The following is a 20,958-nucleotide window of genomic DNA, read 5'->3' as shown; positions in this document are numbered from 1 at the left end:
ATGCCCTGCGCCCGGCGTCTGAGGGCCTATCAAAAAACCGAAGGCTGAGCCCCGGCTCAGTCTTCCGGCGCGATCGTGACGATCATGCCGTCCAGCTCGTCGGTCATCGCGAGCTGGCACGACAGCCGCGAGCGCTCGTCGCGATGATCGCTGCTGTCGAGCAGGTCATTCTCGTCGTCGCTCATCTCTGGCAGAAGCCCGCTGAACGCTGGATCGACGAAGACATGGCAGGTCGCGCAGGAGCAGCAGCCGCCGCACAGCGCCAGCAGCTCGTCGACACCATTGTCACGGATGACTTCCATCACGGACAGGCCAGCCTCGACTTCGAAGACCGATTCATCGCCCTCACGCGTGACGACAACCAACTTGGGCATTAGCACTCCCCGGCAAATGGATGCGGATTTGGCGCGGCTATGTCGTGCGTCCGCCATGAAATCAAGTGCAGGAGATGAAATGAGTCTATCCGCGGAGCAATTACGGCGCAGCCTGGATGCTTTGGCCAAGGTCGAACAAGCCTTTGCCACCCGGATCGAGGCGATCGGCTATCCCGAGCCGCGGATTCGCGCACGCGGATATCAGACGCTGCTGCGCACCATCGTCGGCCAGCAGGTAAGCGTAGCCGCGGCGAACTCGATCTGGGCGAAGCTCGAGAAGCTGGTCGGTGCGGGGCTCGTACCCGAAGCGGTGGCGGTGGCGCCGGACGACTTGCTGCGGCAATGCGGACTGTCGCGCCAGAAGGTCAGCTATGCGAAAAGCCTCGCCGAGCATGTCGCCAGCGGTCATATCGATTTCGACGCCCTCCCCGCCGATGACGAGGAAGCCATCGCGACGATGACCGCGATCAAGGGCATCGGCCGCTGGTCGGCGGAAATCTACCTGCTCTTCGCCGAAGGGCGCGGCGACATGTGGCCGGCGGGCGACCTCGTCGTCCGCATCGAGGTCGGCAACCTGCTCAGCCTCCCCGAGCGGCCCACCGAAGGCGAGACGCGCCGTCTGTCCCAACCCTGGAGCCCTCACAGAGGCGCTGCCACGCTGTTTGCCTGGCACAGCTATTCGACCCGCGCGAAGGCGGCCAAGGCGGCAATGTAGCCGCCTCTGCCGCTCGGGAAGCAGCTCAGCCCCTCAGCCGCGCGCCCAGCTTCGTCGCGGCGGCGACGATCTTCTCGGAAATCGCCTGCAATTCCGCATCTGTGAAGCTTTTTTCCGAAGGCTGCAGCACGACCTCGATCGCAACCGACTTCTCGCCGTCGGCCACGCCCGCGCCCATGAAGATGTCGAACAGCCGGGCATCAGCGATTGTCGCCTTGTCGGCGCTGCGCACCGCCCGGAGCAGTTCGTCGCCCGGTCTGTCGGCGGCGATCAGAAAGGCGAAATCGCGGCGCACGGCCTGCAACGCCGGTGGTGCATAAGCCTCGCGCATGTGATCGGCCGATGCGCGCTTCATCGGGATCGCGTCGAGGAAGATCTCCGCCGCAACCGCCGCCCCCTCCATGTCGAAGGCGCGCGCGATTGCCGGGTGGAGTTCGCCGAACTCGGCCAGGACGGTCTTGGGCCCCAGCCGCAGCGTTCCCGAGCGACCGGGATGATAGACTCCGGCCGACACCGTCTCGAACAGCTGGAGCCGGTCGACCGGCGCCCCCGCAGCGGCCAGCAGTGCGACCGCCTCGGCCTTGGCGTCATAAGCATCGAATGCCTGCGCGCGGCCGGTTCGCCAGTCGCGCGGCACGCGATCGCCCGACAATAGCAGGCCCAGGGTGACGCTTTCACGGTCGGCGAGATAACGGCGGCCTATTTCGAACAGGCGAATGCTGTCGGCGCCGCGATCGGCGTTGCGCCGTGCCGCGGCGATCAGCCCCGGCAGCAGCGACGGCCGCATGACCTTGAGATCCTCGCTGATCGGATTGGCCAGCGTCCAGCCGCCGCCGCCGAACGGCGCGGCCTCGGCCTCGCTGATGAAGCTCCACGTCACGGCCTCGTTCAGGCCCCGCGCCGCGGCGGCACGGCGGGCGCGGCGTTCGATCATCTGCGCCTGGGTGGCGGTGGGGCGCGCGACGCCATCGCCACGGGGCAAGGGCGTCGACGGGATATTGTCGATGCCGATGATGCGGACGACTTCTTCGACAAGGTCAGCCGGCCCATCGATGTCACGGCGCCAGCTCGGCACGGAGACGGTCCACACCGCGTCGATGCCAAAGCCGAGCGAGGTGAGGATCGCCCGCTGTCGATCGGCTTCCACGGACAGGCCGGCGAGCTTGCCGGTGAGCGCCGGATCGTAGCGCAGCGCCTTGGTGCCCGAAGGCGGCTTGCCTGCCTCCACCACCGCCGTAGGGGCGCCGCCGCAGATGTCCAGGATCAGCCTGGTCGCGATGGCAAGGCCAGCGCCGAGGAACTGCGGATCGACGCCGCGCTCGAAGCGGCTGCGCGCATCCGAGGTGAGGCCCAGCTTCTGGCCCGTTCGTGCGATCGACTCCGGGACGAAATAGGCACATTCGATCAGCACGTCGGTGGTGGCGGCAGTCACGCCCGACCGCTCGCCGCCCATGATGCCGCCGATATCCTCAGCGCCTTGGGAATCGGCGATCACCGTCATCGTCTCGTCGAGCACGTAGCTCTTGCCGTTGAGCGCAAGCACTTCCTCGCCCGGCTTCGCCTTGCGGGCCACCAGCGGGCCGTCGAGCTTGGCGAGATCATAGACGTGCAAAGGCCGGCCATGATCGAGCATCACGTAATTGGTGATGTCGACCAGCGCTGAAATGGGCCGCTGTCCCACCGCGACCAGCCGCTTGCGCATCCATTCGGGGCTGTCGCCGTTGACCACGCCCTTCACCGCCCGGCCAAAGAAGGCGGGGCAGCCCTCCGCGTCGTCGGTGCGAATCTCGATCGGACACTCGCCCTGGCCTGATATGGTCGGCACGTTGAGCGACTTCAGCGTACCGAGCCCCGCCGCCGCGAGATCGCGGGCGATGCCCCGCACGCCCATGCAATCCTGCCGGTTCGGTGTGACCGCGACGTCGATCACCGGATCGGCAAAGCCTGCCCAGTCGACATAGACCGCGCCGAGCGGCGCATCCGCGGGAAGCTCGATGATGCCATCATGCGACTCGCCCAGCTCGAGTTCGCGCATCGAGCACATCATGCCACGCGATTCGACTCCGCGAATGGCTGCAACCTTCAACGTGACGTCCAGCCCGGGCACATAGTCGCCCGGCCGACCCAGCACGCCGACCAGCCCGGCGCGCGCATTGGGCGCACCGCAGACGATCTGCAGAGGCTCGCCCTCGCCTGCATCGACAGACAGGACCTGGAGCTTGTCGGCCTGCGGATGCGGCGCGGCGCTCAGGACCCGCGCGATACGGAACGCGCCAAGCTTCTCGGTCGGATCCTCGACGCCCTCGACCTCCAGGCCGACCTTGGTCAGACCCTCGAGGATCGCCGCCAGGCTCGCTTCGGTTTCAAGATGCTCCTTGAGCCAGGACAGGGTGAACTTCATGCGCCCACTCCCCCGCTCAGCGTGGGTACGTCGAGTGCTGCGAAGCCGTAATGGCGCAACCAGCGCAGGTCGCCGTCGAAGAAGGCGCGCAGATCGTCCATGCCATATTTGAGCATGGCCAACCGATCTATGCCGCATCCGAAGGCGAAGCCCTGCCACTCGTCGGGATCGAGCCCGCAGCTGGCGATGACCCGCGGATGCACCATCCCCGATCCCAATATCTCCATCCAGCCGCCATTGCCGGCGGCCGGATCGCCGCCAATTACGCGCCGGCCCTTCTCCCAGGTGAAGCCGACATCGACTTCGGCCGACGGTTCGGTGAACGGGAAGAAGCTGGGGCGCAGCCGCAGCACGATGTCCTCGCGCTCGAAGAAGGCCTTCACGAAGGTCTCGAGCGTCCATTTGAGATGGCCCATATGGATGCCGCGATCGATGACGAGCCCCTCGACCTGGTGAAACATCGGCGTGTGGGTGGCATCCGAATCGGAACGATAGGTGCGGCCGGGCGCAATGATGCGAATCGGCGGCTTCTGGCTCATCATCGTGCGGATCTGAACCGGCGAGGTGTGGGTGCGCAGCAGCATCTTCTTCCCGTCGGCCTGATCGGGGAAATAAAAGGTGTCGTGCATCGCCCGTGCCGGATGGGTCTCCGGGATGTTAAGCGCGGTGAAGTTATGCCAGTCGTCCTCGATCTCGGGACCGGTGGCGACCGCGAAACCCAGGTCGGCGAAGATCTCGGCGAGTTCGTCCATCACCTGCGCGACCGGGTGCACCGATCCCGGCGCGCCCGGTGAGACCGGCAGGCTCATGTCCAGCGTCTCGGTCGCCAGCCGCGCATCGAGCACCGCCGCTTCCAGCGCCGCCTTGCGATCGGCAATCGCGGCGGTGACGGCCTCGCGCAGCGCGTGGATCCGCGGGCCCTCGGCCTGGCGCTGTTCGGGCGTCATCCCGCCCAGCGTCTTCAGCAGAGCGGTGATGCTGCCCGACTTGCCGAGCATCCGCACCCGGATTGCCTCGAGGTCGGCGAGTGACGCCGCCGATGCGATCTCCGAAAGCGCTTCCTGATCGTCTGCCACTAACCCACCCTTGTCATTCATGCGCCCGCCCGTAGCGGGCAGCGTCGGCCCATAGCAAGCCCCTCCCCTGAAGGAGAGAGGCCTTTGTCATCTCACCATGCCCAAAACAAAAAGGGCGCGGTGACCTTGGCCACCGCGCCCTCCCTGATCTTGTTTCCGAAGGCTCAGGCCGCGATGCGGGCGCTTTCGGGCAGGGCTGCCTTGGCTTGCGCGATGATGAGCGAGAAGGTCTCGCCCTCGTGCATCGCGATGTCGGCCAGGACCTTCCGGTCGAGTTCGACGCCGGCCAGCTTCAGGCCGTGCATGAACACGCCGTAGGTCAGGCCTTCGGCGCGGACCGCAGCATTGATGCGCTGGATCCACAAGGCGCGGAACGAGCGCTTCTTAACCTTGCGGTCGCGATACGCATATTGCCCGGCCTTCTCGACCGCCTGCTTGGCGATACGGATGGTGTTCTTGCGGCGGCCATAATAGCCCTTCGCCTGCTCAAGTACGCGCTTGTGCTTGGCGTGGGTGGTCGTACCGCGTTTGACGCGTGCCATTTACCGGCCCTCCTCAGTTCAGGCCGTACGGCGCCCACAGCTTCACACGGGCCGTATCGGCCTCGGCGAGAACAGTGGTGCCGCGATTCTGGCGGATATATTTTGCGTTGTGGCTGATCAGCCGGTGGCGCTTGCCGGCGACGCCATGCTTCACCTTGCCGGTGGCCGTGAGCTTGAAGCGCTTCTTGACGCCGCTCTTGGTCTTGAGTTTGGGCATTTTCGTCTCCTGCTATGCGACGGTTGCAGACAGCCACGGCAGCCCATACAGCCGGGCGGTCCATCAAATCGCGGAAGCGCGGGCCTATAAGGGCCTCGGCCACGCATTGCAACACCCGCGGAACCTGTGCCGCCGGTAAGTTGTTTCAACAGGTCATGGTCGTCGAACCCCATCCCCCGATCGAGGTTCCCGCAAACGGCTCGGGGCCTCCAGTGCCGGCAGCGAAACGCCGGCACGATCCGGCGAATCTCACGCTCGCGATCGGGTTCGGCGTCGTGGCGACGATCGTCGGCCTGATCGTCCTGGCCTGGTTCATCCTGTTCGTCACGAAGGGCCGCTTCCTCAAGCCGACCTTCGAGTCGATCGCGAGCCGGATGACCGAGCGGCAGGTCAAGGTCGCCGGCGACTTCCAGTTCTACTTCGACATCATCGACGCACGCTTCGTGGCCGACGGCCTCACCGTCTCCAATCCGCGCTGGGCCAGCCTCCCCAACGTCTTCGAAGCGAAACATATCGCAGCGCGGATCGACACCATCCCGACTCTGTTCGGCAAGCGCCAGGCCGAGTGGCTGGTACTCGATGGCGGCAAAGTGGACGCCGAGTGGGACAAGCAGCGGCGCAACACATGGACCTTCGGCGATCCCGATGCGAAGGGCGCGCCCTTCCAGTGGCCGGTGATCGGTCGAGCAGACGTGACCGATACCCAAATACGGTACATCGATCCGCAGCTGTTCCTGCGTACCGACATCGACGTGGGCGACATCGCCGCGGGCGGTCGTCGCATCGAGGGCCGGGTACCCTTCACCGGCACGGGCACGCTGCGCGACAAGCCCTTCACCATGTATGGCGCGCTGCTGTCACCGAACTCCACCGTGCGGTTCGGCCGCACCAATTTCGAGATGCACGCGAAGTCGGGCCGCACCTATCTCGACCTCGACGGCATGCTGCCGGCTGCTACGCAGATCGAGGGGTCCGATCTCGACCTCAAGGTGCGTGGTCCAAACGTCCGCCAGCTGTTCGATTTTCTCGGCGTCGCCGCGCCGGATACGCGCTCTTACTGGTTCACTTCCAAGCTGACGAAAGCTGGCGGCGAGTGGCGCTTCACGCGCATCAACGGACGCTATGGCGTGAGCGACCTGCACGGGCGGATGACGATAAGCTTCCCCAGGGAGCGGCTGTTCATCGACGCTGCGCTGAACTCGAACCTCGTCGACATCATCGATGTCGGCCCGTTCATCGGCTACGCACCCCAGGCGCTGGCGGCGCAGGGCGCGCAGGCCGCGGTCGCGCAGACCGGCGGCACGCCCCGCATCCTGCCCGACGCGCCGCTGCGCATCGAGTCGATCAAGACCTATGACGCGCGGATACGCTACAAGGTGAGGGATTTCCGGACTCCGAAATTCCCGGTATCGAACGTGGATCTCACCTTCGGTCTCGATCACAGCCTGATGACGCTATCGCCGCTGACGCTGGATGTCGCAGGGGGCCACCTTGCTTCCGATATCAGCATCGACGCACGGGTTCCCGCGGTGGTGACCGATTACGACATTCGCCTGTCGCCCACACCGATGGGAAGGCTGTTCGCCGGTTTCGGGGTCAGTCAGGCCGGCACGACGGGCACGGTCAAGGCCCGAATCCAGATGAAGGGCACCGGCGATACGCTGCACGATTCGCTCGCCACGTCGAACGGCCGGATCGCGATCATTCTGCCCAAGGGGACATTCTGGACGCAATATATCCAACTGTCGGAGTTCGACCTGGGCGTGTTCCTGCAAAAACTCATGCAGGACAAACTGAAGAAGCCGGTGGAAATCAATTGCGGCCTGATCGGCTTCACGGTCCGTGATGGCGTCGCTGCCGCCGATCCGATCCTGATCGATACCGACAAGAATGTGATGACGGCCAAAGGCGGGTTCAGCTTCAAGGACGAATCGCTGGACCTCGCCTTCCGAGCCGACGGCAAGAAGTTCAGCCTGTTCTCCGGCCAGTCGCCGGTCGGCATCAAGGGCTATTTCGCTCGGCCGGGCATCAACATCCTGAGCCCGCAGCTACTGGCACGCGGCGGGGCCGGGTTGGCATTGGGGATCGTCGGCACCCCGCTTGCCTCGGTGCTTGCCTTCATCGACATCGGCGACGCCAAGTCGGCAGCATGCGGGCCAGTCCTCGCCGGTGCCCAGGCGAGCGCAATGCGCACCAAGGGCGGCAAGCCTCGCAAGGATGTCGGCACTGTGCGCGAGAGCCGCCAGAAGGCGGCAGATCGCAAGCAGCCTTCGGAGAACGGGCTGTAAGGCGCAGTCGCTCGACCAAGGGCGGCGAGACATGGGTCGGCACTGAACACCAGCTGGTGATCAGTCCGCCGTCCCGGCGTAGGTCGGGGTGATGAGATTGGGGTTGGTGGCAAAAGGGCGGCCGAACGAGATCGCATCGGCCTTGCCGCTTTGCAGATAAGCAGCGGCGCTGCCTCCCGTAACCGCCGTTCTGGTCAGCTCCGCATCCGCGCTGAGCACGAACCCCGCGTACCTTTGGTGGGGAGATCATCTTAAATTTGTGATCAACTACATAGAATGCAGGCGTATGATCTGCCTAGCTATCGTCGCATGGAGCATTGTCCGTAGGGCTATGATCGAATACAGCTTCGCGTTTTCAGGGGGGTATCTGGATGACAGCGACTACGCCGCTCGCCAAGGCGTCCCGAAAACCGAAGGCAAAGCCGCACGAGACCGATGCTGACGGCAACAAGCGACCGTCCGCCAAGCAGTTCCGCTTCGGGTATCTCGTGCATGACGTATCGCGCATCCGCCGTTCGGTGATGGATGACGTCATGCGCCCCTATGGGATCACCCGCGCCCAGTGGTCGATGTTGAGCACATTGTCCCGCGGCGGCAATAACGGGATGATGCAGGTCGACATCGCCCGCCTGCTCGAAGTCGGAAAGGTCACAGTCGGCGGACTGGTCGACCGGCTCGAGGCAAGCGGCCACGTCGAACGCCGTGCCGATGCCGAAGATCGCCGGGCCAAGCGCGTCTTCATCACCGAAAAGGGTTATGACGTAATTCGGCTGATGGTAACGGTCGCATCCAAGATCAACCGCCGGGTCCTGAAGGGCCTGACGCCGATCGAGGTTGAAACGGTCGAGCGCGCCCTGCTTCAGGTGAAGCGCAACCTCAAGGAGATCGCCGAAGAAGTAGCGCCCGAGGGAGGCAATTGGGCGAAACGCATAGCCGTGGCGGAGCCTGATACAGGCTTCGGTGAATGATGTTCCTGGTCCTCGCGCGCGACCGGCCAAGCGCGCTGGGGCTGAAGAACATGTGCATCCTCCACACAAGCCGAACCGATGATCAGCCGAGCCTGATGCTCATGCTCGCCCGAAAAAATGCCCCGGGCAGTGTCGCTGTCCTTGCGGATCTCAGCGACGGCGCGCCTCGTATATGGCGAGCGTCTTCTGCGCCTGCTTGAGATGGGGGATGTCGAGCATCTTGCCGTCGAGGCCGAGCGTCCCCGAGTCCGGGTTGGCCGCGAACAGATCGACCACCCGGCGTGCGAAATCGACCTCCTCGGAGGATGGCGAGAAGGCGTGATTGATGCCATCGACCTGCGCCGGGTGGATTGCGATCCGTCCTGAAAATCCCTCCGCACGCGCCGCGCGCGAGCTGGCAATCAGGCCGTCATTATCGCGGTAGTCGACGAACAGCGTATCGACTGCCTCCACTTTCGCCGCATGCGCGCCGAGCAGGCAGAGCGATCGCACCATCCGATAGGTCAGCGCCCAGCCGCCGCTTGCGTCGGTATTGCCGCTCGCGCCTATCGCGGAGGACAGATCCTCGGCCCCCCAGGTGAGGCCGTAGAGTCGCTCCAGCCCGGCTCCGGCGTAATCGCCGAGCCGGAAAGCCGAGATCGCCGTCTCGGTCGCGACCGGCAGGATCTGTATGGATCCTCTTTCCACGCCCGACGCAGTCTCGAGAGCGTCGAGATAATGGCTGACCTTCGCCACGTCCTCCGGACCATCGACCTTGGGCAGCATGATGCCGTCGGGCGCGGCCGGGACGATCGCGGCGAGATCATCGAGGGTCCAGGGGGTATCGAGCGGATTGACCCGCACCCAGAGCTGCGACGTGCGCCTCGCCTTCGGCCGATCGGCGATGAAGGTTGGCACCATCTCGCGCGCGACCGGCTTGCGGGCAACCGCCACCGCGTCCTCGAGATCGAAGATGAACGCATCGGCCGCGACGCCATCGACCTTGCCCAGCTTCTTCTCGCTGTCGCCCGGAATGAACAGAAAGGAGCGAAGCGGCAGGGTCATGCGACGTCCTTCGGCTTCTTGAGCTGCAGGCCCGAGCGTTTGCACGACGCGACGAGTTCGTCCTTCTGGTTGAACGCCTTGTGGAGAAAGGTGACGATTCCCTGGTCGGGGCGCGACCTGGATTCGCGCAGTTCGATCACCTCGGTCACGACATGGATGGTATCGCCATGGAACAGCGGCGTCGGGAAGCGCACCTCGTCCCAGCCCAGGTTCGCAACCGCGGTGCCCAGCGTCGTATCGCCGACCGAAATCCCGACCATCAGCCCGAGCGTGAACGCCGAGTTGACCAGGCGCTGCCCGAAAGGCGTGCCCTTCATATATTCCTCGTCGAGGTGAAGGAGCGCCGGATTGTGCGTCATCGCCGTGAACAGGACGTTGTCGGTCTCGGTCACCGTCCGGCGGATCGGGTGGTGAAACACCTGCCCGACCGTCAGCTCGTCAAACCATACTCCAGCCATCAGCTCATCAACCCCAAGATCGCTGCGTTTCCCTTCCCCGCTCGCAAATCAAATCGCATGCTTACCATTTTGCCAGCTTGCGGATGCCGCGCAAGCCGGTCAACCATTGCCAACACTGCGCTCCACCCCAAACGTAAATCGGGCTCTCGTCGATAATCTAAAGATCGACTTCGAGATCGCCGGCCTGCTCCCGGCACGTCAGCACCGTAAGCGGCTTGGGCGTGATCGGCGACATCGAATGGCCGTCCTCCAGACTGAAGCGTGCACCATGATGCGGACAGATGATGCTGTTGCCGCGCACCCGGCCGCCATCCATCGTCAGGTTCTGATGCGGGCAACCATCGCGTAGGACGTGGAGACCCGCCGCCGAGCGGCAGACCACAACACGCTGCCCTTCGATCGTCACCGCCACCGCACGTCCGGTAGCCACCTCGGGAACGGCAATCCGGCTCCTGCCCACGCAATTTTTCTCCACGCGCGTTCGCTGCTGCCCTTCTCACAGCTTGGACGGCAGGATTAGTCAACTAGCCTATCATATTATTCGAGGCGACACGCAGTCCGTGAACCCCACGCGCGCATCCGCTCGTCCACGATCGACCATCGGCCGCCCCATCCGGCAGCTTCGCACCGCATGCGCGCCGCACAGCGCGTTGCTGCGGACCGCATCGCGCGCCTGGCCGGCCGGCCGGCCGATCAAAGACCCTCGCCCTCCACCCAATGGGCGTGTGACAACCGCCGGGCTACCGACCATGTCTGGGCGCGGATATCGGGGACCGCCACGATCTCCCAGAAGGTTCCGCGGGTCATCGGGCCGACCACCATCAGGCGGCGGTCGGCCCGGCCGTCGGCGGCGAGCGCCTCGCACTGCGGGTTGACGTCGATACCGAGATGCTCGGCATCGGGCCGGATCAGCCCTCGCTCCAGCAGCCGGCGCAGCAGCGCTTCGCTCGTGCGAACGAGATCGCCTTGCGGACCTGTACAATTGACGATCCGGCGAACGCGCAGCGTTCGCAGTTCGTCGGTCCCGCGCGGACGCCACTCGACATCGACCGCGCCCCGCGAAGGCGTAGCGCCGACCAGCTGCCCCGCCAGGATGTCGAGCTGTCCGTGCTCACGCAAGCCGGCGATGCGCGCCGCTACCGGCGGCGCAAGCCGATGGCGGTGAACATCCCACCATGCCCTCAGATGACGCAGAAAGCGCCGCCGGGCGGCGGGCTCGGCCGCCAGCCACATATCCTGGGTGAACGGCCTCAGCGCATCGACCGCCGCCCGCCAGCCGTTGTCCGCCGCCCGCCGTCGCACGGATCGCAGCAGCCTGGACGGCCGGAGCGACGGCCGCTCGGATAGCGGCGCGGCCATGACCCCGTCGGCATGCGCCTGGGGAAGCAGTCCGCGACGCGACATCGCGACGATCCTGCCGCGGAAACCGCGGGCCTCGAGCGCCAGCGCGACATCGATCATCGTCAGGCCGGTCCCAACGATCAAAACCGCATCGTCGTCGCCGAGGCCCTCGGCGACATCCGTGGCCCAGGGATCGGCCACATAGCGATCGTCATCGATAGTGGCGCCGGCCAGTGCGGGCGGCTGATGCGGCGGCAGGTTGCCGGGTGCGAGGATCACGCCGTCGGCGCGCAGCCGCCGGCCGTCGTGCAGGATGATCGTGGCGCCATTGTCGTCCAGCACGACATCCTCCGCCGCGCCCTCGACAAGCGCCAGCCGGCCGCCACTCCGCGCCATCGTCTCGTCGAGCAGGTCGGCGAGATAGTCGCCATAGACCATCCGCGGCACGAAGCCGCCGAGGTCCGGCCGGTTCGCCGCCAGCCAGCGAATGAAATGATCGGGATCGTCGCGCAACGCGCTCATATTGGCGGCGCGCACGTTCAGCAGATGGTCGGGATGCGCCGTCGAATAGGCGATGCCACGCCCGGCTGCCGGCCGACGCTCGATCAGCGTGGCCCGCGGACCGTCGTGGCGCAGCAGGTTGATCGCCTGCAGGGTTCCCGAAAAGCCCGCGCCGATGATCGCGAGATGATGGTCCCGGGCCCACCACATCCTGTCTGCCATGTCCCTGACTAAGCGCCGCCCGCTGCGGCTGGCAAGGGCGCATAGGGGTGGGGTGGGGGGGATCTCCGCGAGGCAATGTAGCCAATAGGCCTTGATCTCCGCCAGTCAGCCCGCCGCCAATATCTCACCGACCTTCTGGCCGAGGTCGTCGAGTGAGAAGGGCTTGGTGATCATGCTCATATTGGCACCGAGGAAGCCCGAGCGGATCGTCGCGCTCTCGGCATAGCCGGTGACGAACAGGATCGGCAGCTCAGGGCGATAGTCGCGCGCGGTCTCCGCCAGCTGGCGGCCGTTCATGCCCGGCAGGCCGACGTCCGATATCATAAGGTCGATCGGCACGGCCGAGGCCAGGACGGGTATCGCCGATGCGCCGTCGCAGGCTTCGATCGCAGTATAGCCGACTTCCTCGAGCACGTCGCGGATCAGCAGCCGCACCGACGCGTCGTCTTCCACCACAAGCACCCGCTGGCCATCGCCCTGCGGCGCAGCGGGGCCAGGCGCCTCCGCCACAATGCCGGGCCGATCGGCTGCCGGGAGGTAGATACTCACGGTCGTTCCAGCATTCTCGATGCTGTCGATCGCGACGAAGCCGCCATTCTGGCGCGCGAAGCCATAGACCATCGACAGGCCCAGGCCGGTGCCTTGGCCCAGCGGCTTGGTGGTGAAGAAGGGCTCGAACACCTTGTCGAGCAGGTCGACCGGCATGCCCACGCCGGTGTCGGAGACGCTCAGCACGACGAACCGCCCCGCCTCGGCATCGACGATGTCGGCCGCCTGTGCCGCGTTCAGCTCGGCATAGCGGGTGGCGACGGTGAGCATGCCCCCCTCCGGCATCGCGTCTCGCGCGTTGATCGTCAGGTTCAGGATCGCGCTTTCGAGCTGGTTGGCGTCGGCGATTCCAGCCGGCACCGCGGGATCGAGCCGCAGGTCGAGCGCAATCTGCTCCCCGATCGTGCGTTCGAGCAGATCGCCCAGCGATCCGACCAGCGCATTGACGTCGAGCGGTTTGGAATCGAGCGACTGGCGCCGCGAAAAGGCCAGCAGGCGCTGGGTAAGGCCCGCCGCGCGCAACGCCGAGGTCGTCGCCGCGTCCATGAAGCGGTCGAGGTCGTCGAGGCGACCCGAGGCGATCCGGCGCCGCATGATGTCCATCGCGCCGATGATGCCGGTCAGCATATTGTTGAAATCATGCGCGATGCCGCCGGTCAGCTGGCCGACCGCCTCCATCTTCTGGCTCTGGTGGAGATGTTCGTTGGCCCGCGCCAGTTCCTCGGTGCGCTCGTGCACCATCGCCTCGAGGTCCTCGCGGCTCTTGGCGAGCACGTCGCGCGCCTCGACGATCTCCTGGATATCGGTGCAGGTGCCGAACCAGCGGACGATCGCTCCCGCGGCATCGCGCATCGGCTGCGCGCGCCCGAGCACCCAGCGATAGACACCGGAGTGGTGCTTCAGCCGATATTCGATGTGATAGGGCTCGCCCGTGGTCAGCGACTGGCGCCAGCGCGACCAGGCCCGTTCCTGGTCCTCGGGGTGGAACATCTCGTTCCAGCCTGCGCCGTCGGTGGAGCCCTGCGGCACGCCGGTAAAATCGTACCAGCGCTGGTTATAATAGTCATGATAGCCATCGGGCAACGTCGACCAGACCATATGGTCGATGGAGTCGGCGATCGCCTGGAACTTGGCCTCGCTCTCGCGCAGCTCATCCTGGCTACGCGCCAGCGCGGCATTGCGCAGCTCGATCTGGGCAAGGTGGTCGCGCATCTCGAACTGCTTCTGGCGCGAGCGCAGCGCCGAAGACACCGCGCTGAGCAGCGACACCGAGCTCAGCGGGCGTTCGAGCACCGTAAAATTGTCGACGACTTCGGAGATGCGCAGCACGGCTGCCTGGCCTGGCGGCAGCGGCCCCATTCGGCGTGCCGCCAGCACCACGAAGGGCAGGTCCGACCAGGTCGGCTGGGCCTCGAGCGCGGCCCGCAACGGCCGCTGGTCGACGCCGAGCGCCTCCTCCGTCAGCACTACCGCCCCGACATGATCGTCGAGCAAGGCGGCGATCTCGCTCAGGCTTCCGCACGCCGTGGCATCGTAGCCCTCGCGCTTCAGGAGCCGGCAGACGCTCTCCGCATCCCTGCCATAGGGCGCCAGAACCAGAACCTTGTGGCCTAGCGCGGCCGTCCTATGCGGCACTTCGATCTTCCATCAACGGCGCCGCGACCCCCATATATTCGGGCGTCCCGGTCAGTACGCCGCGGAAATTGGTAAGCGGCGCGCCGATCCGGATGCCGCCCCCGTCGATCCGCAGCTCACGGATCGCATCCTCATGCTGGCCGCCGCGATTCTTGAGGATCGAGATTGCTTTCCGGATGCGGCCGCCTGCCTCGAAGAAGCGGATAAGCGCCACGCTATCGGCGACATAGGAGATGTTGAGGCTGGTCGACATGGACCCGACCAGCCCGTGCTGCGGATTGATCAGGAAGGTGACCACGCCATAGTGGTTCAGATAGGACAGCAGCTCGTGCATCTGCAGGATCAGCTGCTGCTCCTGCGGCATCGCCGCAAGATAGCCGTTGAGGCTGTCGATCACGATCATCCGGGATCCGCGGCGCTCCACCTCGTCCCGCACCATGGCCGCGAACTGGCCCGGCGAAAGCTCGGCCGGATCGACCTGCGTGATCACGAGGCAGCCGCTGTCGATATAATGTTGGAGCTGCGTCTCGAGCTTGCCGGTCCGCGCCAGCAACGTGCTGATCCGTTCATCGAACTGATACATCGTCGTGGGTTCGCCCCGCGCGCAGGCGGCGACGATGAACTGCATGGCGATCGACGTCTTGCCCGCGCCCGCCGGGCCGGTCACCAACGTGCTGGTGCCGCGCATCGGTCCACCGCCCCACAGCGCGTCGAGTTCGGGAATGCCGCTCGATACCATGGAATTCTGGAAAGGCTCGGCATGGTCGGACGCGATCAGGCGCGGGAAGACCTCGATTCCTCCCTTGCGGATGACGAGATCGTGATAGCCCGCGACGAATTCGACGCCGCGCAGCTTCTGGACCTGCAGCCGCCGCCGCGCCGCGCCGAAATCGAGCGTCAGCCGGTCCAGCGTGATGACCCCATGGCACAGGCTGTGCAGATGCGTGTCACGCTCCCCACCCGAAGACGTCAGGTCGTCGACCAGGATCACGGTCGTATCCCGCCCTGCGAAGAACTGCTTGAGCGCCAGCACCTGCCGCCGGTAGCGCAGCGCATCCTGCGCGAGCAGCCGCATCTCGGACAGGCTGTCGAACACCACCCGGCGCGGATTGGTGCGCTCGACCTGCTCCTCGATCAGCCGCACGGTCTCACCAAGCTCGACCTCCCAGCTGTAGAGCACCGACTGGTCGCGGTCGCCGCCGAGCACCTCTTCCGCCTGGGCGAACTCGAACAGGTCGATCCCCGCCAGATCCCAGCCATGGGACGCGGCCACGGCATGCAGCTCCTCGCTGGTTTCGGACAGGGTGATGTACAGGCAGCTTTCGCCCTGCCTTATACCCTCCATCAGATATTGCAGCGCGAGGGTGGTCTTGCCCGATCCCGGTGAACCTTCCAGCAGGTAAAGCCGGCTCGGAGGCAGGCCGCCGTTCAGGATCGTGTCGAGCCCCGGGTTGCCCGAGGATATTCTGTTGGACATCAAACTGCATCCAGTCTTTTCGAAAGCGTAATGGTCTTCAACCCCGAAATTATCGCGAGGTTCCCGCCGTTACGCCGCCCAAAAAACAAATCAATAAGCGATCCACCGCGCGAGAAGCGCCCTGGCCGCTCCGCTATCGATCGCTTCTTCCGCAACTAAAATGGCGTCTTGCCAATTAGTTGACTTACCCCCGACGATCAATGCCGCAGCCGCGTTCAGCAGCACCGCATCACGATAGGCGCCGGCTTCGCCCGCCAGCAGCCGGCCCAGCGCCGCGGCGTTGAAGGCTGCGTCGCCGCCCTGGATCGCAGTGAGCGGATGACGGCTCAGCCCGGCAGTCTCCGGCTCGAACCGTTCCGGTCCCCAACCGATGCTACCCAGCCGGAACAGGCTGCTCGGGCCACCGATAGACAGTTCGTCGAGTGGCTCGTCGCCCGACACGAGCATGGCCGCGTCGCAGCCGATCCGCTCGATCGCGGCGGCATAGACGGGGATGAAATCGGGCCGCGCGACACCGATCAGCTGGCGGGTCACGCCGGCCGGATTGGCGATCGGACCGAGCAGGTTGAAGATCGTCCGCCTGCCGATACGCTTGCGGATCGGGCCGAGCGGCTTCAGTGCCGGATGATGCTTCTGGGCGAACAGGAAACACAGGCCGATCTCGGCAAGCGACCCCTCCGCCCGCTCGGAGGCGCGGTCGAGGTCCAGTCCCAGCGCCTCGAGCGTATCGGCAGCGCCGGCCTTCGACGATGCCGCCCGGTTGCCGTGCTTCGCGACCGGCACGCCGGCCGCTGCTACAATGATCGCCACTGCGGTCGAGACGTTGAGGCTGTGCGCGCCGTCGCCGCCGGTACCGCAGACGTCGATGGCGCCAACGGGCGCGCGCACGCGGATCATCCGCTCGCGCATCGCCAGTGCCGCGCCGGCGATTTCGGCATCCGTCTCGTCGCGCTCGGCCATGGCGGTCAGGAAGGCAACGAGGCGCTCCTCGTCGAACGCGCCGTCCAATATCGCCGCAAAGGTCTCATAGGCGGTTTGCTGGTCGAGCGGCCTGTGCGGGTCCGGCAGAAGCGGCAAGGTCAGGCGCGCTCTTTGACCCGCATCCCGGCCGCGCGCATGAAATTGGCGAGCATCGCATGGCCATGCTCGGTGGCGATGCTCTCGGGATGGAACTGCACACCGTGGATCGGCAGGGACGCGTGGCGGACGCCCATCACCTGCCCGTCGGGCGTGCGCGCGTTGATCAGCAGTTCGGCGGGCAGCCCCTCCTCCGGCACGATCAGCGAGTGATAGCGCGTGGCCGTGAAGGGCGACGGCAGGCCCTCATAGAGGCCGGTGCCGTCATGCAGGATCGGGCTCGTCTTGCCGTGCATCAGCTGCGGCGCGCGAACGACCTTGCCGCCGAAATGCTGGCCGATCGACTGGTGCCCCAGGCATACGCCGAGCAGGGGTCGCCGGTGCGCGGCGCAGGCGGCGACGAGATCGAGCGAGATGCCCGCCTCGTTCGGCGTGCACGGGCCGGGGGAGATCAGGAAAGCCTCCGCACCGCTCGACATCGCCTGGCCGACGCCAATCGCGTCGTTGCGCACGACATCGACCTCGGCGCCCAGCTCCATCAGATAGTGGACGAGGTTCCAGGTGAAGCTGTCATAATTGTCGATGACGAGGATCATGGGCGGCTCTTTAGCGCCTACGTCATCCCAGCGAAAGCTGGGATCTCCTTTTCCTTGGCGCAAATTTGAACCGAGATCCCAGCTTTCGCTGGGATGGCGAACATTATAGCGTCGTGCAGGATCTCGGAGTGACTAAATGATCAAGCGCAAAATTCTCAGCGCAGTGGCGCTCCTCATGCTCGCCTCGGCGGGCACCGCCCAGACGCCGCCGATGACCCCCGACATTCCCGACGGCTTCGAGACGGTCACGCCGGCTGCCGATTACATCCGGCGCGAGGTGATGATCCCGATGCGCGACGGCAAGAAGATGTTCGCGGTGATCGTGATGCGCAAGGGCATCGCCAATGCACCGATCCTGCTGACCCGCACCCCTTATAATGCGGGCGACACGACCAGCCGCAATCAGAGCCAGAAGATCGAGGAGATCCTGCCGATCTCCGATGCCGAGTTCGTCGATGACGGCTATATCCGCGTCTATGAGGACGTGCGCGGTCGCAACAAATCCGAAGGCGACTATGTGATGAACCGCCCGTTGCGCGGTCCGCTCAACGGCACGCCGATCGATCATGCCACCGACGCCTATGACACGATCGACTGGCTGGTGAAGAATGTGCCCGAGACCAATGGCCGGGTCGGCATGACCGGATCGTCCTATCCGGGCTTTACGACGCTGATGGCGACGATCGATCCACATCCGGCACTTAAAGCGGTGGTGCCGATGAGCCCGATGGTCGACGGCTGGATGGGCGACGATTGGTTTCACAACGGCGCATTCCGTCAGAATAGCTATGATTATCTCACCGAGCAGACCGCCACCAAGGACGATGGCGACGATGTCGCCTCGGGCACTGGCGACCAATATGCGCTGTGGCTCGGCAGCGGGTCGGCCGGCGACTATATGAAAGCCTATGGGCTCGACACGCTGCCCGCGGCGCGCAAGATGGCCGAACACCCCGCCTATGACGCCTATTGGCGGGAGCAGGCGGTCGACAAGCTGCTGGCGGCGCGGCCGTTCACCGTTCCGATGATGCTGGTCGTCGGTCAGTGGGACCAGGAGGACAGCTATGGCGCCGCCGCGGTCTACCGCGCGCTCAAGCCCAAGGACAGCGGCGGCACGCTCCATCTGGTAGTCGGACCGTGGCGGCACAGCGGCGTCAATTATGACGGCTCGTCGCTCGGGCCGCTGCGCTTCGCGGGCGACACCGCGCTCCAGTTCCGCCGCGACGTGATGAAGCCGTTCCTCGATCAATATCTCAAGAGCGGCAGTCCCCGCGTCTCCACGCCTCCGGTGCTGACCTATGACAGCGGCCGCAACCGCTGGCAGCCGACCGCCGGCATCTTCGACACCAGGCTCATCCCGCTCTACCTGCAGCCCGGTGCGGCGCTCGGTTGGAACAAGGGCGCGAAGCCCGGCCGCGACGACTATGTCTCCGATCCCGCCAAGCCGGTGCCGTTCGTCGCGCGCCCAGTCCACTGGGGGAATGCCGATGTCTGGAAGCCGTGGCTGGTGTCCGACCAGCGCTTCGTCGATGGCCGGCCCGACGTGCTGACCTATGTCACCGAACCGTTGACCAGGGCCGTCCACATATTGGGGCGGCCGATGGTCGACCTGTTCGCCGCGACCAGCGGCACCGACAGCGACTGGGTCGTGAAGCTGATCGACGTCTATCCCGAGGAGATGACGTCGGATGCCAGGCTGGCCGGCTATCAGCTCGCCATCGGCATGGAGATTTTCCGCGGCCGCTATGTCGACGGCTTCGACAAGCCGCGCGCGCTGAAACCCGGCAAGGCGGAGCATTACCGCTTCGAGCTGCCGACGGTCAACCACAGCTTCCTGCCAGGCCACCGCATCATGGTGCAGGTCCAGTCGAGCTGGTTCCCGCTCTACGACCGCAACCCGCAAAGCTATGTGCCGAACATCTTTCACGCCCGGCCGGGCGACTATCGAAAGGCGACGCAGAGCGTGTTCACGGGTGGCGCTGCCGCGAGCGCGGTGCTGTTGCCGGTGGTAGACTGAGACAATTCGGTTTTTCGTCAGTGATCGGCCTGGCGGCGATCATCACCAGCCTCTCCGCGCTGATCCGGTCGCTCAGGCGGCGGGTATCGCCGCCGCTTCGCGGTGGCTGCGCAGCGCCTGGCGCTCCTGCGCGAGGATCTCGTCGCAGATCGCCTCTGCCGAACAGGGGGCCGCTTTCGCGGTATCGACGAGCAGGACGAACTCGGCGTTCATCGGCTTGCGCGAGAAGCGCTGAGCGCTGACCCGGTAGCGCTTGTAGGGCTGGATGAAGGCCGATGTCGCGCCGCGCGCGCAGCAGGCGCGGGCAAGATCGAGCAGTGGGATATTGCCGTCGGTGCTGTAGCTGACCGCGATCCAGCGCGCCGCCAGGCCATCCACCAGCGCGGCAAAGGCCGCCGCCGCGTCACGCGCATGGTTATAGGGGCTGCGGCGTTCGGTCCGCCAGTCGCGACGGATCGCGGACTTGTCGCCATGGCTGGTGATCTTGCGTTCCAGCGGCGGGCTGTCCCACAGCGCGATCGTGTTCAGGACATGATAGTTCGAGCCATAAGGGTGCTGGTTGTAGGGCGGATCGACATAGACGAAGTCATAGCTGCGCCCATGCTCCCGGCTGAAGCGTTGCGCGTCGAGCCGCGTTACCTCATTGGCCTGACCATTGTCGCAGAACGCCGCCGGCTCCAGCCGCAGGTCGCCGCAGATGCGATAGAGCGCCGTGCCGTTGCTGCCGCCCCAGCCGGCATGAAAGCCCTTGAACAGGCCGGACGTGTTGCTGGCGTAGCATGCCTGGTAGAGCAAGGGCGCCATCAGGCAGGCAAGCTGCGCATCGGCGAAGCCGGCGGCATCCTTCAGCCGCTCGATCTCCTGCCGGATCGCGTCGATGCGCATGCCGTTCTTGCGCATGAAGAACAGCCGGTCGCGCCCGATCACATAATGCTCATCATCGTCGGGGCAGAGGTGATCGGTTATCCAGCCTGCAACCGACGGCAGGGCGTTGAGCTGCCCGATCATCGCGGCATAGCCGTCGGCGCCGAACGATGGCGGGCTGTTGCAGCCGATATAGCAGCGGTTGATCTGCTCCGAATAGGGCTCCCAGTCGTTGGCGATGACCCGCAGGCCCTGCGCCTTGGCGAAGCGCGCTACCACGCCGCTGCCCGAGAACAGATCGACGAAGCTGTCACCGGGCGCGATGCCGCTCGCCGCGATCGCCCGCTGGATCAGCGGCAGAAGCTTACGCTTGTTGCCGATATAGGGAATGAGCTGGTTGAAGATGAAGCTGTCGGTGCTGCGGGCGGCGTGCTTGCGGCGTTCATATTTCACGACCTGTTCGCCTCCCCCACCGCCGGCCTTCGATACCGCGCATGCGGTATCGCTGTCGATGGGGCAGGGACTTGTTACAAAACAGCGAAAATCTCGATTGCAGGGTGGCGAGGCGCGATCTCGCGCGTTAAGCAATAAGCAAG

General features: G+C 65.5%; 19 protein-coding genes. 4 read left to right on the top strand and 15 right to left on the bottom strand.

Annotation, left to right across the window (positions count from 1 at the left end):
* Nucleotides 1-56 precede the first annotated feature (56 nt).
* Nucleotides 57-374 (bottom strand): 2Fe-2S iron-sulfur cluster-binding protein, encoded by a 318-nt coding sequence (locus tag AC1DQK_RS06255; RefSeq protein WP_477868503.1) that lies wholly within the window; start codon nucleotides 372-374, stop codon nucleotides 57-59.
* Nucleotides 375-453: 79 nt separating this feature from the next.
* Between AC1DQK_RS06255 and AC1DQK_RS06250 the strand changes: the two genes are divergently transcribed.
* The gene (locus AC1DQK_RS06250) at nucleotides 454-1,089 is read left to right on the top strand and encodes a DNA-3-methyladenine glycosylase family protein (protein ID WP_477868501.1); all 636 of its coding nucleotides are present in this window, start codon (nucleotides 454-456) and stop codon (nucleotides 1,087-1,089) included.
* 25 nt (nucleotides 1,090-1,114) lie between these two features.
* Here AC1DQK_RS06250 and pheT read toward each other — a convergent pair whose 3' ends face one another.
* The 4 genes from pheT to rpmI all read right to left on the bottom strand — a co-directional run bounded on the left by pheT (nucleotide 1,115) and on the right by rpmI (nucleotide 5,325).
* Nucleotides 1,115-3,490: a phenylalanine--tRNA ligase subunit beta gene (pheT, locus tag AC1DQK_RS06245; protein WP_477868499.1), complete on the bottom strand. Its 2,376-nt coding sequence runs from the start codon at nucleotides 3,488-3,490 to the stop codon at nucleotides 1,115-1,117.
* Nucleotides 3,487-4,587 carry a phenylalanine--tRNA ligase subunit alpha gene (gene pheS / locus AC1DQK_RS06240; protein ID WP_477868497.1) on the bottom strand — a complete coding sequence of 367 codons (1,101 nt, stop codon included), beginning with the start codon at nucleotides 4,585-4,587 and terminating at the stop codon, nucleotides 3,487-3,489. Before pheS ends, pheT begins: the two co-directional genes overlap by 4 nt.
* 143 nt (nucleotides 4,588-4,730) lie before the next feature.
* Nucleotides 4,731-5,108 (bottom strand): 50S ribosomal protein L20, encoded by a 378-nt coding sequence (gene rplT, locus AC1DQK_RS06235; RefSeq protein ID WP_477868495.1) that lies wholly within the window; start codon nucleotides 5,106-5,108, stop codon nucleotides 4,731-4,733.
* 13 nt (nucleotides 5,109-5,121) lie between these two features.
* The gene (rpmI, locus tag AC1DQK_RS06230) at nucleotides 5,122-5,325 is read right to left on the bottom strand and encodes a 50S ribosomal protein L35 (protein WP_477868493.1); all 204 of its coding nucleotides are present in this window, start codon (nucleotides 5,323-5,325) and stop codon (nucleotides 5,122-5,124) included.
* A 155-nt stretch (nucleotides 5,326-5,480) separates the two neighbouring features.
* Between rpmI and AC1DQK_RS06225 the strand changes: the two genes are divergently transcribed.
* Nucleotides 5,481-7,613, top strand: a complete 2,133-nt coding sequence (locus AC1DQK_RS06225; RefSeq protein ID WP_477869254.1) for an AsmA family protein — start codon at nucleotides 5,481-5,483, stop codon at nucleotides 7,611-7,613.
* Nucleotides 7,614-7,673: 60 nt separating this feature from the next.
* On the opposite strand, the gene AC1DQK_RS06220 is transcribed toward AC1DQK_RS06225, so the two are convergent.
* Nucleotides 7,674-7,832 (bottom strand): hypothetical protein, encoded by a 159-nt coding sequence (locus AC1DQK_RS06220; protein WP_477868491.1) that lies wholly within the window; start codon nucleotides 7,830-7,832, stop codon nucleotides 7,674-7,676.
* A 152-nt stretch (nucleotides 7,833-7,984) separates the two neighbouring features.
* Here AC1DQK_RS06220 and AC1DQK_RS06215 point away from each other — a divergent pair, with 152 nt between their 5' ends.
* Nucleotides 7,985-8,581, top strand: a complete 597-nt coding sequence (locus tag AC1DQK_RS06215; protein ID WP_477868490.1) for a MarR family winged helix-turn-helix transcriptional regulator — start codon at nucleotides 7,985-7,987, stop codon at nucleotides 8,579-8,581.
* Nucleotides 8,582-8,731: 150 nt separating this feature from the next.
* Here the strand turns inward: AC1DQK_RS06215 and AC1DQK_RS06210 are convergent, their stop codons facing one another.
* From AC1DQK_RS06210 to AC1DQK_RS06175, 8 genes are all read right to left on the bottom strand, one after another.
* Complete coding sequence (locus tag AC1DQK_RS06210; protein ID WP_477868488.1) at nucleotides 8,732-9,625, bottom strand: HpcH/HpaI aldolase/citrate lyase family protein; 894 nt, start codon at nucleotides 9,623-9,625, stop codon at nucleotides 8,732-8,734.
* Entirely contained in the window at nucleotides 9,622-10,083 is a 462-nt protein-coding gene (locus tag AC1DQK_RS06205) for a MaoC family dehydratase (protein WP_477868486.1), read from the bottom strand. The genes AC1DQK_RS06210 and AC1DQK_RS06205 overlap by 4 nt, the downstream gene beginning before the upstream one ends.
* Before the next feature lie 157 nt (nucleotides 10,084-10,240).
* On the bottom strand, nucleotides 10,241-10,513 hold the full coding sequence (locus tag AC1DQK_RS06200; RefSeq protein WP_477868484.1) for a Rieske (2Fe-2S) protein: 273 nt from the start codon (nucleotides 10,511-10,513) through the stop codon (nucleotides 10,241-10,243).
* Between the two features lie 263 nt (nucleotides 10,514-10,776).
* On the bottom strand, nucleotides 10,777-12,147 hold the full coding sequence (locus tag AC1DQK_RS06195) for an FAD/NAD(P)-binding protein (protein WP_477868482.1): 1,371 nt from the start codon (nucleotides 12,145-12,147) through the stop codon (nucleotides 10,777-10,779).
* 105 nt (nucleotides 12,148-12,252) lie between these two features.
* Nucleotides 12,253-14,331, bottom strand: coding sequence for a hybrid sensor histidine kinase/response regulator (locus AC1DQK_RS06190; protein ID WP_477868480.1), 2,079 nt, complete (start codon nucleotides 14,329-14,331; stop codon nucleotides 12,253-12,255).
* Nucleotides 14,321-15,808 (bottom strand): ATPase domain-containing protein, encoded by a 1,488-nt coding sequence (locus tag AC1DQK_RS06185; protein ID WP_477868478.1) that lies wholly within the window; start codon nucleotides 15,806-15,808, stop codon nucleotides 14,321-14,323. The genes AC1DQK_RS06190 and AC1DQK_RS06185 overlap by 11 nt, the downstream gene beginning before the upstream one ends.
* A gap of 90 nt (nucleotides 15,809-15,898) precedes the next feature.
* A complete protein-coding gene (gene trpD, locus AC1DQK_RS06180) occupies nucleotides 15,899-16,885 on the bottom strand; it encodes an anthranilate phosphoribosyltransferase (RefSeq protein ID WP_477868476.1) in 987 nt (328 codons plus the stop codon).
* Between the two features lie 2 nt (nucleotides 16,886-16,887).
* Nucleotides 16,888-17,481 carry an anthranilate synthase component II gene (locus AC1DQK_RS06175; RefSeq protein ID WP_477868474.1) on the bottom strand — a complete coding sequence of 198 codons (594 nt, stop codon included), beginning with the start codon at nucleotides 17,479-17,481 and terminating at the stop codon, nucleotides 16,888-16,890.
* 136 nt (nucleotides 17,482-17,617) lie between these two features.
* Between AC1DQK_RS06175 and AC1DQK_RS06170 the strand changes: the two genes are divergently transcribed.
* A complete protein-coding gene (locus tag AC1DQK_RS06170; RefSeq protein ID WP_477868472.1) occupies nucleotides 17,618-19,498 on the top strand; it encodes a CocE/NonD family hydrolase in 1,881 nt (626 codons plus the stop codon).
* Nucleotides 19,499-19,570: 72 nt separating this feature from the next.
* On the opposite strand, the gene AC1DQK_RS06165 is transcribed toward AC1DQK_RS06170, so the two are convergent.
* Nucleotides 19,571-20,815, bottom strand: a complete 1,245-nt coding sequence (locus AC1DQK_RS06165; RefSeq protein WP_477868470.1) for a DNA adenine methylase — start codon at nucleotides 20,813-20,815, stop codon at nucleotides 19,571-19,573.
* Nucleotides 20,816-20,958 lie beyond the last annotated feature (143 nt).

Source organism: Rhizorhabdus sp. P4_G5 (assembly GCF_056401065.1).
The sequence above is the reverse complement of the archived record's forward strand: the minus strand, read 5'-3'. Positions and strand labels throughout refer to the sequence as shown.

Excerpts from the sequence above, each read along its gene's own strand:
- AC1DQK_RS06255 (WP_477868503.1), bottom strand. The coding sequence starts at position 374 with ATGCCCAAGTTGGTTGTCGTCACGCGTGAGGGCGATGAATCGGTCTTC.
- AC1DQK_RS06250 (WP_477868501.1), top strand. The coding sequence starts at position 454 with ATGAGTCTATCCGCGGAGCAATTACGGCGCAGCCTGGATGCTTTGGCC.
- pheT (WP_477868499.1), bottom strand. The coding sequence starts at position 3,490 with ATGAAGTTCACCCTGTCCTGGCTCAAGGAGCATCTTGAAACCGAAGCG.
- pheS (WP_477868497.1), bottom strand. The coding sequence starts at position 4,587 with ATGAATGACAAGGGTGGGTTAGTGGCAGACGATCAGGAAGCGCTTTCG.
- rplT (WP_477868495.1), bottom strand. The coding sequence starts at position 5,108 with ATGGCACGCGTCAAACGCGGTACGACCACCCACGCCAAGCACAAGCGC.
- rpmI (WP_477868493.1), bottom strand. The coding sequence starts at position 5,325 with ATGCCCAAACTCAAGACCAAGAGCGGCGTCAAGAAGCGCTTCAAGCTC.
- AC1DQK_RS06225 (WP_477869254.1), top strand. The coding sequence starts at position 5,481 with ATGGTCGTCGAACCCCATCCCCCGATCGAGGTTCCCGCAAACGGCTCG.
- AC1DQK_RS06215 (WP_477868490.1), top strand. The coding sequence starts at position 7,985 with ATGACAGCGACTACGCCGCTCGCCAAGGCGTCCCGAAAACCGAAGGCA.
- AC1DQK_RS06210 (WP_477868488.1), bottom strand. The coding sequence starts at position 9,625 with ATGACCCTGCCGCTTCGCTCCTTTCTGTTCATTCCGGGCGACAGCGAG.
- AC1DQK_RS06205 (WP_477868486.1), bottom strand. The coding sequence starts at position 10,083 with ATGGCTGGAGTATGGTTTGACGAGCTGACGGTCGGGCAGGTGTTTCAC.
- AC1DQK_RS06195 (WP_477868482.1), bottom strand. The coding sequence starts at position 12,147 with ATGGCAGACAGGATGTGGTGGGCCCGGGACCATCATCTCGCGATCATC.
- AC1DQK_RS06185 (WP_477868478.1), bottom strand. The coding sequence starts at position 15,808 with ATGTCCAACAGAATATCCTCGGGCAACCCGGGGCTCGACACGATCCTG.
- AC1DQK_RS06175 (WP_477868474.1), bottom strand. The coding sequence starts at position 17,481 with ATGATCCTCGTCATCGACAATTATGACAGCTTCACCTGGAACCTCGTC.
- AC1DQK_RS06170 (WP_477868472.1), top strand. The coding sequence starts at position 17,618 with ATGATCAAGCGCAAAATTCTCAGCGCAGTGGCGCTCCTCATGCTCGCC.